Annotated in this window: 12 protein-coding genes; 5 read left to right on the top strand and 7 right to left on the bottom strand. The window is 63.1% G+C overall.

What is annotated here, in order from left to right; genetic code table 11:
- The first annotated feature begins 104 nt into the window (after positions 1–104).
- The 4 genes from IZ6_RS05790 to IZ6_RS05775 are packed head-to-tail and all read left to right on the top strand — an operon-like array spanning position 105 to position 5,360.
- On the top strand, positions 105–692 hold the full coding sequence (locus IZ6_RS05790) for a PadR family transcriptional regulator (RefSeq protein ID WP_222877049.1): 588 nt from the start codon (positions 105–107) through the stop codon (positions 690–692).
- Between the two features lie 5 nt (positions 693–697).
- On the top strand, positions 698–1,861 hold the full coding sequence (locus tag IZ6_RS05785; protein ID WP_222877048.1) for an efflux RND transporter periplasmic adaptor subunit: 1,164 nt from the start codon (positions 698–700) through the stop codon (positions 1,859–1,861).
- Entirely contained in the window at positions 1,858–4,974 is a 3,117-nt protein-coding gene (locus tag IZ6_RS05780) for an efflux RND transporter permease subunit (protein ID WP_222877047.1), read from the top strand. Before IZ6_RS05785 ends, IZ6_RS05780 begins: the two co-directional genes overlap by 4 nt.
- Positions 4,975–5,003: 29 nt before the next feature.
- On the top strand, positions 5,004–5,360 hold the full coding sequence (locus IZ6_RS05775; protein ID WP_222877046.1) for a DUF6968 family protein: 357 nt from the start codon (positions 5,004–5,006) through the stop codon (positions 5,358–5,360).
- On the opposite strand, the gene IZ6_RS05770 is transcribed toward IZ6_RS05775, so the two are convergent.
- The 5 genes from IZ6_RS05770 to IZ6_RS05750 all read right to left on the bottom strand — a co-directional run bounded on the left by IZ6_RS05770 (position 5,357) and on the right by IZ6_RS05750 (position 11,013).
- Positions 5,357–6,082, bottom strand: coding sequence for a sulfite exporter TauE/SafE family protein (locus tag IZ6_RS05770; RefSeq protein ID WP_222877045.1), 726 nt, complete (start codon positions 6,080–6,082; stop codon positions 5,357–5,359). The genes IZ6_RS05775 and IZ6_RS05770 overlap by 4 nt on opposite strands.
- 34 nt (positions 6,083–6,116) lie before the next feature.
- Complete coding sequence (locus IZ6_RS05765) at positions 6,117–6,992, bottom strand: CDP-alcohol phosphatidyltransferase family protein (RefSeq protein ID WP_222877044.1); 876 nt, start codon at positions 6,990–6,992, stop codon at positions 6,117–6,119.
- A gap of 71 nt (positions 6,993–7,063) precedes the next feature.
- On the bottom strand, positions 7,064–7,768 hold the full coding sequence (locus tag IZ6_RS05760; RefSeq protein ID WP_222877043.1) for a phosphatidylserine decarboxylase: 705 nt from the start codon (positions 7,766–7,768) through the stop codon (positions 7,064–7,066).
- Between the two features lie 71 nt (positions 7,769–7,839).
- On the bottom strand, positions 7,840–9,837 hold the full coding sequence (locus IZ6_RS05755) for an ABCB family ABC transporter ATP-binding protein/permease (RefSeq protein WP_222877042.1): 1,998 nt from the start codon (positions 9,835–9,837) through the stop codon (positions 7,840–7,842).
- A gap of 75 nt (positions 9,838–9,912) precedes the next feature.
- A complete protein-coding gene (locus tag IZ6_RS05750) occupies positions 9,913–11,013 on the bottom strand; it encodes a LysM peptidoglycan-binding domain-containing protein (RefSeq protein ID WP_222877041.1) in 1,101 nt (366 codons plus the stop codon).
- A 157-nt stretch (positions 11,014–11,170) separates the two neighbouring features.
- On the opposite strand from IZ6_RS05750, the gene IZ6_RS05745 reads away from it, so the two are divergent.
- Positions 11,171–11,788 (top strand): LOG family protein, encoded by a 618-nt coding sequence (locus IZ6_RS05745; RefSeq protein ID WP_222877040.1) that lies wholly within the window; start codon positions 11,171–11,173, stop codon positions 11,786–11,788.
- Positions 11,789–11,845: 57 nt separating this feature from the next.
- Here IZ6_RS05745 and IZ6_RS05740 read toward each other — a convergent pair whose 3' ends face one another.
- Together IZ6_RS05740 and pdxR are read right to left on the bottom strand one after the other, a co-directional pair.
- Complete coding sequence (locus tag IZ6_RS05740) at positions 11,846–13,948, bottom strand: GGDEF domain-containing protein (protein WP_222877039.1); 2,103 nt, start codon at positions 13,946–13,948, stop codon at positions 11,846–11,848.
- A gap of 166 nt (positions 13,949–14,114) precedes the next feature.
- Positions 14,115–15,662, bottom strand: coding sequence for a MocR-like pyridoxine biosynthesis transcription factor PdxR (pdxR, locus tag IZ6_RS05735; RefSeq protein ID WP_225874015.1), 1,548 nt, complete (start codon positions 15,660–15,662; stop codon positions 14,115–14,117).
- Positions 15,663–15,668: the final 6 nt, after the last annotated feature.

The raw sequence follows: 15,668 nt of genomic DNA, 5'->3' as shown, positions 1-15,668 counted from the left end.
TGCCACCCGGCTGCAGGCTAATCCGGAACGCTTCTAAAGAGCCACGCCTTTCTTCTGCCTATATCGGTTCGATATATGCCGGGACGGAATAGGATTGTCTCAAAATGAATATCCGCACGATCTGCCTTGCGATCCTCGCCCATGGCGAGGCGTCCGGCTACGACCTGAAAAAACACTGGGAGGACGGCCCGTTCTTCCATCTCGGCGGCGCGAGCTTCGGCTCGATCTACCCGGCGCTCGCCAGGCTCGAACAGGAAGGCCTTGTCGCCAGCCGCGAAGAAACGCAGCCCGGCAAGCCGCCGCGCCGCGTCTATTCCCTCACCGCGGCCGGCAGCAAAGCCTTTATCGAGGATATGAGCGCGGCGCCCGAACCCGACGTCTTCCGCTCGCATTTCGGCATCATCGCGCTCTGCGCGCCGTTCCTGTCGCGCGAGACGGTCGCCCGCGCCATCGACGAGCGGCTGGCGCAGCAGCGCGCCGAAGTCTCGACGCTTGAACCTCTGGTCGAATCCGAACGGCACTCGACCTCGGGCTGGCTTGTCGATTGGGGCGTCACCCAGTTCAAGAACGAGATCGCCTTTATCGAGAAAAACCGCAGCCGGCTTGAGGCTCTCGCCGGCACCGCAAAGCCCGGCGAGCACCTGCCCGTCTGCGCCCTCCACGACACCGACACCCAGACCGCAGCCGAGTAATGACAATGCGCCGTAGTTTCATCATCGCCGGTATCGCCCTCGCCGCTGTCGTGCTCGGCGGCGGCTGGCTCGTCTTCGGCGGATCGTCCGACAATGCCGATGCGGCGCCGCAGACGGCCGAAAAGCGCGCGCCTTCGGTGAGCGTCGTGCGCGCGGCACGCCGCGAAATTTCCGAAGAAGCGCATGTTTCCGGCACGCTTGTGGCGCGCGAAGAAGTTATGGTCTCACCCGAGGTCGAAGGCCTTGCCGTCACCGAAATCCTCGTCGAGGAAGGCGACCGCGTCGAAAAAGGCCAGGTGCTGGCCCGCCTGTCGAAATCGGCTTTGGATGCCGAGGCCGCGCAGGCGCAGGCTTCGATCGCGCAGGCTCAGGCGCAGATCGCCGAGGCTGAGGCCAATGTCGCGGAATCGAAGCTCGCGTTGGAGCGCGCCGAAACGCTTGTCCAGTCTAAGACGATAGCCAAAGCCGCCTACGATCAGCGGCTGGCCACATCGCGCGTTTCTGAGGCGCGCCAGCGCGCTGCCGAGCACAATCTAAAAGTTGCCCAGGCGCAGTCCGAACAGATCGCGATCCGCCTCGCCCGCACCGAGATCAAGGCACCGACCGGCGGCGTTGTCAGCCGCCGGACCATCCGCCTCGGCGCCATCGCCAGCATGGCGGCGGAGCCCTCCTTCCGCATCATCGAAGCCGGTGCCATCGAGCTTCAGGCCGATGTCGTCGATAGCACGCTTGTGCGATTCCAGACCGGCCAGAGCGTGCGTGTCACGACAGCAGGTCTCAGCACGCCGCTCAGCGGCACGATCCGCCTCATCTCCTCCGAAGTCGATCCGGCAACGCGGCTCGGCAAATTGCGGGTGGCTCTTCCTCTGGACGCCAAAGTGACCATCGGCTCCTTTGCTTCGGGCGTCGTCGAAGTCGGGCGGCAGACCGCCGTCACGGTTCCGATCTCAGCGATCACGGTCTCAGCCGGCAAAAGCACGGTTCAGGTCGTCATCGACAACAAGATCGCAACGCGCGAGGTCACCATCGGCCTGCGCTCCGCAACACGCGCCGAAATCAAATCGGGTCTTGCCGAGAACGAACTCGTCGTCTCGCGCGCCGGCTCGTTCCTGCGCGACGGCGATGCGGTGACGCCCATCGAAACCAATGAGGCGGAGGCGGCGCGGTGAGGCTCAATATCTCGGCCGCGTCGATCAAGCGGCCCATTCCCGGCATTGTGCTGTTCGTCGTTCTGACGATCCTCGGCCTGTTCGCCTTCAGCGAACTACCGGTGACGCGTTTTCCGAACATCGACATTCCGCTCGTTCAGGTCTCGGTCTCCGAAGCCGGCGCCGCGCCGTCCGAACTTGAATCGCAGGTGACCAAGCGCATCGAGGATTCGGTTGCGAACCTCACCGGTGTCAAACATGTGATGTCGACGGTCTCGGACGGTCTGTCCTCGACCGTCATCGAATTCCAGCTCGAAACCGATACCGACCGCGCCGTCGACGATGTGAAGGACGCGATCTCGAAAATCCGCGCCGAGCTGCCGCGCACGATTGAAGAGCCGGTCGTCAACCGCATCGATGTCGAGGGCCAGTCCATCATCTCCTACGCCGCGGCCTCGCCCGGCATGACGCTGGAACAGCTCTCCTGGTATGTCGACGATGTCGTCATCCGCCAGCTTCAAGGCCTGAAAGGCGTCGGCCGCGTGCAGCGCATCGGCGGCATCGCCCGCGAAATCCGTGTCGAGCTCGACCCCGACCGGCTGATGGCGCTCGGCGTCACCGCCGCCGAAGTCAACGCGCAGATCCGCTCGATCAATACGGACCTTGCCGGCGGTCGCGGCGAAATCGGCGGGCAGGAACAGACGATCCGCACGCTGGCCAATGCGCGCACGGTCGAAAATCTGACCGACATGAAAATCTCGCTGGCGAACGGACGCGAAGTGCGCCTGTCCGAACTCGGCGAGGTGAAGGACACTGCCGAGGAAGCGCGCAGCTTTGCCCGCAACAATGGCGAGCCCGTCGTCTCGTTCAACATCTTCCGCACCAAAGGCGCGAGCGATGTCGCCGTCGCCGACGAGGTGTCGAAGAAGCTGAAAGCCATGCAGGAGGCGAACCCCGAGGTCGCCTATTCGCTGATCGACGAGCCTGTGTCCTACACCGAGGGCAATTACGAAAGCGCCATGCACTCGCTGATCGAGGGCGCGGTTCTGGCCATCATCGTCGTCTTCATCTTCCTGCGCGACTGGCGCGCGACGGTGATTTCGGCCATCGCCCTGCCGCTGTCGATCATCCCGACCTTCTTCCTCATGGACCTGATGGGCTTTTCGCTCAATCTCGTCAGCCTGCTCGCGCTTACGCTCGTCACCGGCATTCTCGTCGACGACGCCATCGTCGAGATCGAGAACATCGTGCGCCATATGCGCATGGGGAAATCCCCCTACCGCGCCGCGATGGAAGCCGCCGACGAGATCGGCCTTGCCGTTATCGCGATTACGATGACGATCGTGGCCGTCTTTGCGCCTGTCTCCTTCATGGGCGGCGTGCCCGGCCAGTATTTCTCGCAGTTCGGCCTCACGGTCGCTGCCGCCGTCTTCATCTCGCTGCTGGTCGCGCGCCTGATCACGCCTTTGATAGCGGCCTATTTCCTGCGCCCGCATAAGCATGTCGAGGAAAAAGACGGGCGCATCATGCGCCTTTATACGGGCGCGCTGCGCGTCTCGTTGCGCCATCGCTGGATGACGCTTGTCGGTGGCATTGCGATTTTCATCGTCTCGCTGATGTCGACGAGCCTTTTGCCGACCGGTTTCATGCCGAACGAGGATGCGGCGCGCATTGTCGTGCAGGCGGAACTGCCGCCGGGCTCAAAGCTCGAGGACACGCGCGCCGTCACCGACGAGATCACCGCGCGCCTGAAGAAACTGCCCGAAGTGCAGTCCGTCTTCGTCATGGGCGGCACGACGCCGACAGGCGTGCTCGAAATCCGCAAATCGGCGATCATCATTCGCCTGACGCCGAAAAATGCGCGCGACCGGTCGCAAAAGGAAATCGAAGCCGAAGTCGCCCGCATCGTCGCCGAGGTGCCGGATGTGCGCGCCTGGTATGTGAACGAGCGCGGCGAACGCGAATTGTCGATCACTCTCACCGGGCCGAACCCGGACGAACTGGCGAAAGGCGCGGCCGATCTCGAAAACGGCATGCGGCGCGTGTCGGACTTCCTCAATGTCGCGCCGTCGACCGGCCTGTCGCGGCCCGAGCTCTTCGTCGAGCCGCGGCTCGACCGCGCCGCCGATCTCGGTATTACGACGGATGCGATCTCGCAAACGATCCGCGTTGCGACCATCGGCGATGTCGATGCCAATCTTGCAAAGCTCAACACCGGCGAGCGCCTGATCCCGATCCGCGTGCAGCTGCGCGAAAGCGCGCGCACGAGCGCGGGCGTTCTCGAGCAGCTCTCGGTGCCCGCAGGTTCCGGCGGGCGGTCAGTACCGCTCTCGGCTGTCGCCGATGTCGGTTTCGGCGAAGGCCCCTCCTCCATCGAGCGCTATGACCGCCAACGCCGCATCGTGCTCGGCGCGGACCTGACCGGCGGCATGCAGCTCGGCGATGCGGTGAATGCGGTTCTCGATTTGCCGGAAGCCAAGAATCTGCCCAAGGGCGTCACCATTATTCAGGGCGCCGATGCGGAGGTGATGGGCGAGGTCTTCGCCGGCTTCGCCAAAGCCATGGGCGCCGGCATCATGATGGTGCTCGGCGTGTTGGTGCTGCTGTTCGGCGGCGTGTTCCAGCCGATCACCATTCTGGCCTCGCTGCCGCTGTCGATCGGCGGGGTGATCCTGGCTTTGCTGGTGACGAACAATTCGATCTCGATGCCGGTCGTTATCGGCATTCTGATGCTGATGGGCGTTGTGACGAAGAACGCCATCATGCTGGTCGATTTCGCCGTCGAGTCCGAAGCCAAAGGCACGCCGCGCGATCTCGCCATCATCGATGCGGGCCGCAAGCGCGCCCGGCCCATCGTCATGACGACGATTGCGATGATCGCCGGCATGGTGCCGTCCGCGCTCGGCCTCGGCCAGGGCGGCGAATTCCGCGCACCGATGGCGATCGCGGTGATCGGCGGCCTTGCCGTCTCGACCATGCTGTCGCTGATGTTCGTGCCGAGCTTCTATACGATCATGGACGATGTCGGCGTGTGGGTGTCGAAGAAGCTCGGACGCTTTGTCGGCCCGACGGAGAATGACGAAGACGCGCCGAAAAAACGCGGCCACGGCACGCTGCAGGAAGCGGCGGAATAACCACCTTCTTGATTATCGGAGACTGTTGAATGACGTCCCGCACCGACACGCCGATCGCCACGCGCACGCTTAAGATCGTAGGGGACGGACTGGAACAGAAGGTGGAAATCCGAATCTACAAGCCCATCGACAAGACGACCGAAAATTTCGACTTCCACTGCGAGTATGAAATCGATTGGCCTGGCAAGACACTATCCTCTTACGCCGTCGGCATCGATCCGGTTCAGGCTTTACAGCTGGCGCTGAACAAAATCGGGATCGAGCTCTACACGAGCAGCTTTCATAAAGAGAGGCGCTTGAAGTGGTTTGAGCTTGGCTCGGGTTTTGGCTTCCCCGTGCCGCCGAACATACGCGATGTCTACGAGGGCGACGACAAATCTCTCTAGGCGAACGCCGCCCAGAGCATGGAAAGTCCGGCAACGATCAGCATGAGATCGAGCGCGCGCTCGAACATCCGCGCCGACATGCGCTGCACCACCGCCTTACCGACAAAGGCGCCGAGCATGATCGATGCACCGACCGCCGCGCCCTTCAGAACCGAGGCGAGCGGCAGCGCACCGGCCCACCAGAAAATGCCGACCTTGACGAGCTGGACGACAAAGGCCGACAGCGCCTCGGTCGACAGCAGCGCGCCTTTGGTTAAGCCGTAGGCGGCGAAAGCCGGAATACTCATCGGCCCCGATGTCAGGACAATGCCGCTGATGAAGCTGATCAGCGCACCGGAGATGACAAGTCCGACAAGGCCGAGCTTGACGCCGCGCGCCGCAAGGAAATGGCGCACCGGCACGATGAGAAGGAAGAGAATGCCGAGAGCCGCTTCCGCGGTATTGGGCGGCAGAACGAGCAGCGTCATCGCACCGCCCGCCGCGCCCACCGCGCCCGCAATCGAATAAGCGAGGAAGCCGCGCAGATCGACTTCGCGCCACCACGACATGATCTTGGCGAGATTTCCCATCAGCCCGGCAACGGCCATGATCGGCACCGCTTCCTGCGCGCCGAACTGGAACACCAGGATGGGCAGAAGAATGATGCCGGCGCCGGTGCCGACGACGCCGCTAAGGCAGCCTGCCGCAAGGCCGAGAACGAAAATAAGCAGATAGACTGTCACTGAGACGTCTTATGGCCGAAAGCGGCCGCGAGTCTCAATGCAGTCGTGCGTCCGAGCGGTCTTCGCCCTCTTCCGGCACGGGCTGCGGTGCATCCGGAGCTTGCTCGGGGGCAATGCTCGCACCATAGGCGCGCGCCTGGCGCTGATAGCTCATAAACGCCACGGGCATCAGCGCGAGATAAAGGAAAACGCCGACCATCAGAAATTCGAACGTGTAGGAGACGAGCACCGCGCCGAGCAGGACGGTGACGAAGATCACCGGCACGACCATTTCGCGCGGCACGCGAGACGCCGACTTCTTGAACGACCAGGTCGGGAATTTCGACACCATCAGAAGCGCAATGAACACGCAGTAGATGAGCGAGGCCGTGGCGGTCAGCGCCGGCAGATTGAGCGTGCCGAGATGGCCGAGATAGATCGGCAGCATCACCAAGAGCGCGCCGACCGGGGCCGGAACGCCGACGAAGAAATCCTGCGCGTAATCGGGCTTGGGCGCATCGAGCGCCACGTTGAAGCGGGCAAGACGCAGTGCCGCCGCCACCGCAAAGACGATGGCGCCGGCCCAGCCGAACGAGCCGAGATCGGTCAGGGTGTAGATGTAGAGAAGCACCGCCGGGACGACGCCGAAATTGACGAAATCGCACAGGCTGTCGAGCTCGGCGCCGAAGCGCGACGTGCCCTTGAGCATGCGCGCGAGGCGGCCGTCGAGACCGTCAAGGAAGGCGGCGATGACGACGGCATAGACCGCCAGTTCCATCCGCCCCTCAATGCCCATCCGGATGGCCGTGAGGCCGACGCAGATGGCGAGGATCGTCATCAGATTGGGAATGAGGATGCGGATCGGCACCGGCCGGAAGCGCCTGGGCTTCGGATCGTGGTCGGGGTCGAAAGGCGAAAACAGGCCGGCCATGGGCATCCTCTTAACGGCAGGGCCGGCGTGCCGACCCCTCTCCCTATTTAACGCGCGAAGCGGCCTATTGGCTAATCCTGCCGGAAGGTTATCGATTCAGCCTTACCGGACAGGTCGGCCAGGACGGTTTCGCCCCCCACCGCCGTCTGGCCGACAGAGGTGGTCGTAACCGCCCCGGCCGGGAGGTAGACGTCGAGGCGCGAGCCGAACCGGATCAGGCCAAAACGGGCTCCGGGGGCGAGTGTCTCGCCCTCTTTGGCCCAGCAGACGATGCGGCGGGCGATGAGACCCGCAATCTGGACCACCGCCACCTGGTGATCGCCGGTCTTGATCAGGAGGCTGTTGCGCTCATTGTCCTCGCTCGCTTTGTCGAGATCGGCATTGAGGAATTTGCCCGGGCGGTAGGATATGCGCTCGATCGTGCCGCCGACCGGCACGCGGTTCACATGCACATTGAACACCGACAGGAAGATCGAGATGCGGGTGCGCTTTTCACGGCCGAGCCCAAGCTCCGGCGGCGGCACCGCCTGATCGACCGCGGTGACGACACCATCGGCCGGCGACACCACGAGATTTCCGCTGAGCGGCGTGACCCGGATCGGGTCGCGGAAGAAATACGCGACATAGACCGTGAGGATGAAGCCGATCCAGCCGAGCGGCTCCCACAGCAGCATGAGGATCAGCGCCGCGACAAAGGCGATGCCGATGAACGGGTAGCCCTCGCGGTGGATGGGCGGAATGAATTTGCGGATCGAGTCGATGACGGACGAGATCATGTGGCCCTCTTTTGAGGCGCGGGAGATAGCATGACCGCTCTCGCCTTAGAAGCGAAAGCGAACAGACCCGCCTACCCCAAGCTTCCCGCCGCCGTCGCGATGACCGGCGGCTTGTCGAGATGGGGGTCTTCGTCTTCGCCGTCAGTGGGCTCGGTGCCTGGCGAGGCCTCCTCCCCGGTGCGGGCCAAAAGCTCGCGCGCCTTGTCGGCTTCGCGCTGGCGGTCCCACATGCCGGCATAGAGCCCCTGCTTCGAGAGAAGCTCCGAATGGGTGCCGCGCTCGACGATCTCGCCGGCGGACATAACCAAGATCTCATCAGCGTTGACGATGGTTGACAGGCGATGGGCGATGACGAGCGTGGTGCGTCCGCGCGAGACCTGTTCCAACTCGTCCTGGATTTCCTTTTCGGTGTAGCTGTCGAGCGCCGAAGTGGCTTCATCGAGGATCAGGATCGGCGGACCCTTCAGAATGGTGCGGGCGATGGCGACGCGCTGCTTCTCGCCTCCCGAGAGTTTCAATCCACGTTCGCCGACTTCGGTGTCATAGCCCTTGGGCATGGCCCGGATGAAAGTGTCGATCTGCGCCATCTGCGCGGCGCGCTCGATATCTTCCTCGCTCGCATCCCAGCGGCCATAGCGGATATTGTAGCGGATCGTGTCGTTGAACAGCACGGTATCCTGCGGAACCATGCCGATCGCCGCACGCACGCTTTTCTGCGTGACGTCGCGAAGGTCCTGCCCGTCGATGACGATGCGCCCGGAAGAGACATCGTAGAAGCGGTAGAGGAGACGCGAAATGGTCGATTTGCCGGCGCCCGAAGGGCCGACGATCGCGACCGTCTTTCCGGCCGGAACATCGAACGAGACGCCTTTCAGAATCTTGCGGTCAGGATCGTAGGAGAAATGCACGTCCTCGAAGCGCACGCGCCCCTCGGTAATGACGAGCGACGGAGCGCCGGGCTTGTCCTCGATCTCGGGATCTTCGCCGAGCAGACGGAACATCGCTTCGATATCCGTCACCGCCTGTTTGATTTCGCGATAGACCCAGCCCATGAAATTCAGCGGCTGGTAGAGCTGGATCATCATGGCGTTGATGAGCACGAAATCGCCGACCGTGTTTTGCCCGGCGCGCACATCCATCACCGCCATCGCCATGCAGGCGGCCAAGCCGATCGAGAAGATCACCGCCTGCCCGGCGTTCAGCCAGGACAATGAGGTGTAGGTCTTGATGGCGGCTTTCTCGTAACCGGCCATGGCGCGGTCGTAGCGGCCGGCCTCGCGCTCTTCATTGCCGAAATATTTGACCGTCTCGTAGTTCAGGAGACTGTCGATGGCTTTGGCGCTGGCGTCCGTATCCTGCTCGTTCAAAACGCGGCGGATGCCGAGCCGCCATTCGGAGGCGGAGAAGGTGAACCAGCCATAGACGGCAACCATGACGGACACGACCGCCACGTAGCGCCAGTCGAACTGCCACCACAGCACGCCGAGGACGAGCGCAAATTCAAAAAGCGTCGGCACGACCGTCAGCATGGCCGTGCGCGTGAGTGTTTCGATGGCGTTGCGGCCGCGCTCGACAATACGCGACAGGCCGCCGGTGCGGCGTTTCAGATGAAAGCGCAGGCTGAGGCGATGAATGTGATCGAAGACGCGCAGCGCCAGGCGCCGCACCGCATGCATGACGACGGCGGCGGTGAGACCGTCGCGCAATTGCGCCGTGACGACCATCAGAATGCGTCCGACGCCGTAGAGCATCACCATGGCGATCGGCGCACCGAGCGCGAACGCCATCCACGCATCATCGGCTGCGGGCTCGCGGCCGCCATCGATCAGGGTCAGCGCGTCCGTCGCCCATTTGAAGGCGTAAGGCACGGCGATGGTGATGAGCTTGGTCAGGACCAGCATCAGCATTGCCAGCGCAATGCGCAGCTTCAGGTCCGGCCGGTCGCCGGGCCACATATAGGGCTGCAGATCGCGGAAGGCGCGGAAGAACTCGCCGCCCTCGGCATTGACGCGCGGCGCGGCGCCGGCTTTCGCGCGCGGTGCCGGGCGCGCGGTCGAAGGGCTACTCATTCTGTCTGTTTGTCCTGCAAACGGGCGGTTTCAGCCCTCATATAGGCCGCGGATGATCAAACCGCGACCCCGCCGTCAGCCGCCGGGCGGCATGACGAAAATCTGGCCGGGATAAATCCGGTCCGGATCGCGGATCTGGTCGGAATTGGCCTGATAGATGGTCGAGTAGCGGTCGCCGGCCCCATAGGCTTTGCGGCTGATGCGCCAGAGATTGTCGCCGCGGCGGACCTCGATGGTGCCGAGCTGGGCGACGACCGGATTGGACGGCACGCTGGCCGTGGTCTGGGGTTCGGATTCCGGTCCGGAGGCAGGCTTGGGCGCCGCCGCGATCTCGGTCGATGAGGACGCGGGGTCCGACGACCCTTCGGCCGTGAACGGCACTTCGACCCGCGCCAGAACCTTGCCTGCCTCGCCCGCCTGATCGACCCGGACGCGGTAATCGCCCTTGGTCAGGCCGCGTTCGACGGTGAGCGACCAGCGGCCGTCAGTGCCGATCTCGGCTTCGGCCAGAGGCGCATCGTTGAGATAGATAACGGTGCGGGCGCCCGGCGGACCGCTACCCTGCACGTAGAGACGGCCGTTTTCGGATTCCACCGCACCGATGCGCAGCGGCGCCGCCTGATCGGCGGCGACGATGGCGGGCGGCTGGATCAAGCCCGCGCCCGGTCCCTGCGGCGCACCGGCCTGCACGACCTGGGACGGCTTGCCCGGCTCGCCGACAACAACGAGCACTTCGCCCTTGCCGGGCTCGGGCACCGAGACGGTGACGGCCTGACGCGAGGCGGCTTCTTTGGTGCGCAAGGTAAGTTCGTGGCTGCCCGGCGAGAGCGGCGGCGGCATGATCACGAATTCGCCGGCCTCATTAGCGAGGGTCTTGTCGATCACCCCGCCATTGGCGAGAAGCTCGACCTCACTGCCGGGCGCGGCTCTACCGGCGACAATGGCATCGCCCGTCGGCTCGACGCGGACGACATCGAAGCCCGGACCTGCGGGCTGCTGGGCGGCCGGGGCCGGCACTTCCGGCATTGCGAGTTTGGGGAGCGGCGCCTGTTCGGGCATCGCATCGGGCGTCAGCTCGTTCTGCTCGGCAAGATATTGCCGCGCGAAAATTCCCGCCCCCGCCGCCAACACCACGACGAGGCCGAGCACGGCTAGCCGGCTCAAACGCGCATTCATATCTACAGCCTCCCCGGGGGTGACGTCTTGGCGTCGCCTTAAGCGCCTATTCTCACCGGGAAATCACCACGATCAAGTGGCGGAATTCCGGTCACAATTTGGAGTAACGGTTTTAGGGTATACTCCCCCTCAGATAGAAGGAAAACAGAGCAAGATCATGGGTTTGATCAAATCAGTGTGTGTGTATTGCGGGTCCGGGCTCGGCCGGGACCCCCGTCACGAAGCAGCCGCCCTCTCCCTCGGAGAGGATCTCGCGAAAAATAAAGTGGGCCTCGTCTATGGCGGCGGCGGCATGGGCCTTATGGGCACGGTCGCCAAAAGCGTGCTTGAGCACGGCGGTCATGTCACCGGCATCATCCCGGATTTCCTGCAGAACCGGGAGTTCATGCTGAAAGAAGCGCAGGAGCATATCGTCACCAAAGATATGCATGAGCGCAAAAGGCTGATGTTCGAAAAGGCCGACGCCTTCGTCGCTCTGCCCGGCGGCATCGGCACGCTGGAGGAGCTGGTCGAGCAGCTCACTTGGGCGCAGCTCGGCCAGCACAAAAAGCCGATCATGATCGCCAATATCGGCGGCTATTGGGAGCCCCTGCTCTCGATGCTCGAACATATGACGGCGCATTCGTTCATCCGCGAAACGCTGTGGGTGCCCTATCTCATCGCCGACCGGATCGAGGACGTTCTGCCGGAGCTCGAAAAAGCCGCGCAGGATATTCTGGAGGCTGGCGAGCGCCCGAAAAAGACCGTCGCCGGAACGCCGCTCGGGAAGATGTAATGACAAACATCCCGGCTGGTATGCCCCGGGGCCGACTCGCCCCGAGGCGCGGCGCTCTCAGGCCGCGGACGAACTGGATTGGCCGTTTTCCCCCACCGTAACCCGGTTCCGGCCTTCGGATTTCGAACGGTAAAGTGCCAGATCGGCATTCTCGAGAAACTGCGTTGCGGTTTCCCCGGGGCGATATTGGGCGACACCAAAGCTCGCTGTAACGAAGATGCCTCCGCGCACGGGAGCATCTGCGATCGACTTGCGGATGTTCTCAGCAATTTCCGCAGCCCTGGCAATGCTGGCTCCGGGTAGAAGGATCACGAATTCTTCACCACCCCAGCGCGCAAGAAGATCGCTTTCGCGCACCTGTTCGCGAACGCGCCGCGCAAGCTGGACGAGAACCTCGTCCCCAGCGGCGTGTCCATACCTGTCATTCACTGCCTTGAAGTGGTCGATGTCATAGATACCGAGTGACAGGGGAGTGTTCTCGCGGTTCGCACGCAGGATTTCTTCCCCCAGCGCTTGGTTGAACTGACGCCTGTTACGCAGTCCTGTAAGGGGGTCCGTCGTGGCCTTCACCCGCAACTCCTGAGCGGTGGCCTGCAAGGACAGGCGCTTTTCTGCCTGCACCGCATCACGAACCACTCTCTCGCGCCCAAGAATGTAAACAAGGGCCGTCAACGACGCGAAGAATGTAATGACGATTCCCAAAAGACGCGTCGCGAAAATTTCCCGGCTAGGTTCGACGATAACCAGCGACAGGTTGTCGATGTTCGTCGCCTCCTGGTACGCAAACACACGTTCCCCGGCCAGCTTCGTCCAAGCTCCGCCCATAATTATCTGCGGAAAGATCGAACCCGCATCGCTCTTCGAAGAAGGCCACAGCTGCCGCAGACGCAGGTCGGAACGATTGGAAGACAGGACCGTCCCTTGTGCGTCGGCTATGAAATATGTGCCATCGAACCGATTGAGGTCGGATTCGAGCGAGGACAGCGCGCGCTGCAGGACGACCGATCCGCCGTCTGGCAGGACGCGTTCGACATGGTATTCAAGGCGCCGAGCCGCGCCATTGAAGACCACCATCCCCCCTGTCGCGGCGGGCGGTCCGGGCTGACCCGGCGGCAATGCCAAACCAGAGGCAGTGACGGCAAGACGGATACTTCTGGACGGGTCGAGTAAATAGCCGGCCGAGGCGTCCGCGGCTCGAACATGGCGTTGCAAAACATCCCGTGCCGCGCCGAGCGAGCCGCCGGCAATGGCGGAGGAACGCGCGAGCAGATCGACCATGCCCTCTGTCCGCGCGATCTCACTCCCGAGACGCCCGGAAATCAGCTCGGTATCGCCACGAGCCGCTCTCTCGACGTTGCGCTTATATATCTCACCAAGATATTGTGTAAGTACCCAACCGCATCCCAGAATCATGGTCATGGCTACAAGAGTGGCGGTGAACTGCTGCGCCACATAGCGCGTATACTGCGGCGACTCCAGCTGCTCGGCAGCTCTCTGGCCCCAGATGCCCCAGACGGAGAAGGATATCCAGCAGGCGATCACGCCGCGCACGAGCTGGATCGGTATCCCCGACACGCCCGCAAAAGAATCGTAATTCAGTATATCCGCCGGCCATATTCCGGCCGCCGGCACGACCAGGCCCGTCGCCATGGCATAAAGCACAAAGCCGGTTACTGCCGCGGTAAAAAAAATCCTCTCGAGACCTTTTGTCTGGCGGCGCTGACGAAGCAGCACGAGAGCCACCGCCAGATTCCCCATGAAACCGACGCTGTAGCGCGTCGCAATTCCCGCCAATACCGATCCTTCAAAATATCCGATCAACGCGATCGGAATGACCGGTAGCAGCACAGCCCATTGCGGCGGCGCTCGGGCGCCATTCTCGACAGCGTAGCTGCGGGCCGCCTCCAGAAGCGCAAGATAGGATGCAAGCATAAGGACCGTTCGCGCGGACGCGAACAGCGGGCTGTCGTCAATGATAAGTGCCGTGAGATCCAACCACTCCAGCGCCCCGTGAAGGAAGCCAAAAGCAGCAATCGCCAGCCAGAATCGGCCTCCGTGACCGCGCGTCCCGAACGCCCAGCAGGACGCGCCCAAAAGGACGAAGGCGAGCCCATAAAAGAAGAAAATGAAGTCCATCTGCTGTGCGAAAAACGCCGCCATCTTCAGGCTCCGGACTGCCTTGAAGGAACGCTACCGGATGGCGGGTAAACAAGTGCAGAAGATCGTATCGGCGTACGTGGTAAACAGTATGTGACGACAGGCGGCTCCCCTTCGTCGGCAGGACGGACCGGCTGATCGGTCTACAACGACACTTTCGATTATCCGCTTAGGCCGCGGCTTCTATCGCGGCGAAGACTTCGCTCAGCACGTCGCAGCCCGCCTCGATCTGCTTTTCGGAGAAGGCGCTGAAGCCGAGCGTGATCAGATGATCGACCTCGGCATCGCGGGCAAGTGCCGATAGAGGCAGAACCTCCAATCCGCGCCGCGCCGCCATTTCCGCAACATGGCGCCCGCTGAGGCCGCGCGACAGACGCGCAATGATTTCCATTCCGGTGTTTGTCGGCTGAGCGGTCAGCCAGGATCCGAGCTTGCGCCTAATGCAATCCAGCAGATAATCCTGCCGCCGCGCGTACAGACGGCGCATACGGCGCACATGCACCGCAAAATGCCCCTCGTCCATAAAGCGCGCGACGAGCGCCTGTTCCAGCATAGGTGAAAAGCGTCCGACGACGGAGCGCGCCGAAACGAAAGCCTCGACCAGCGCATCGGGAATAATGGCGTAGCCGAGCCGTAGGCCCGGAAACAGGGTTTTGCTGAACGTGCCGAAATACAGAACACGCCCTTCCCGGTCGAGCGCATGTAGAGCCGGCAGCGGGCGGCCCGCATAACGGAACTCGCTGTCGTAATCGTCTTCGAGAATCCAGGCGCCCGCGGCATTCGCCCATTGCAGCAATTCATGGCGGCGCTCGAGGCTGAGCTCCATGCCGAGCGGGAATTGCTTGGACGGCGAAACATAGGCAAGGCGCGCATCCGGCGCGCGGGCGATGCCGTCAGTGACGATGATCCCTTCGGCATCGATCGGGATCGGAATCGGATTTGCGCCGACGGCAATCGTCGATGCGTAGATGCCGTCATATCCCGGGTCTTCGCACCACACATCTTCGCCCGGCGTCAGAAGAATGCGGCAGGCGAGATCGATCGCATGCTGCGCGCCCGCGAAGATAACGACATTATGCGGACCGCAGCTGAGGCCGCGGCTACACGCGACATGTTCGGCAATGGCCTCGCGCAGCGGCGCATAGCCTTGCGGATCGCTCTCGCCGAGAAGCTCTCCCGCCGTATCGGCGTCGAGATCGCGGTAGAGCGCGGATGCGAGCGACGCCCAGCGGCGCACCGGAAACATATCGACGGCCGGGAAATTGGCGCGGAAGGTCACCGGGCGGCGCATATGGCGCAAGGTCGCCGGAACATTGGTGAAGCCGGACGGAGACGTGAACGAGCGGTCGAGACTGCCGGCCGCCTTGATGGCGGGGTTGATGCGGGCCGGCGCCTTGTCGGTCAGCTGATCGGGAAGCTCGCGCGCCACATAAGTTCCCGAGCCCGTCATCGGCTCGAGAAAGCCCTCGGAGATCAGATTGTCGAAAGCGAGAAGGATCGTGTTGCGCGAGACCCCGAGAACCTTTGCGAGATCGCGGGTCGAGGGCAGCTTCTCGCCGGGCTTGATCGCCCCGGCCGAAATCTCGTCCAGAAGCCGGTCGTAAAGCTGCCGGTGCAAAGGCGCATCGGGCCGCTTTTCGATATCCAGGGCAAGTGAATCCAGAAGGTGCACGGCGTCCTCGGTGACCGGGTTACGCCGTGATCTCGCAAGTTTCACGCCAGC

It is taken from the genome of Terrihabitans soli, assembly GCF_014191545.1.
Lineage (GTDB): Bacteria > Pseudomonadota > Alphaproteobacteria > Rhizobiales > Methylopilaceae > Flaviflagellibacter > Flaviflagellibacter soli.
This window is presented reverse-complemented; position numbering and strand designations above follow the sequence as displayed.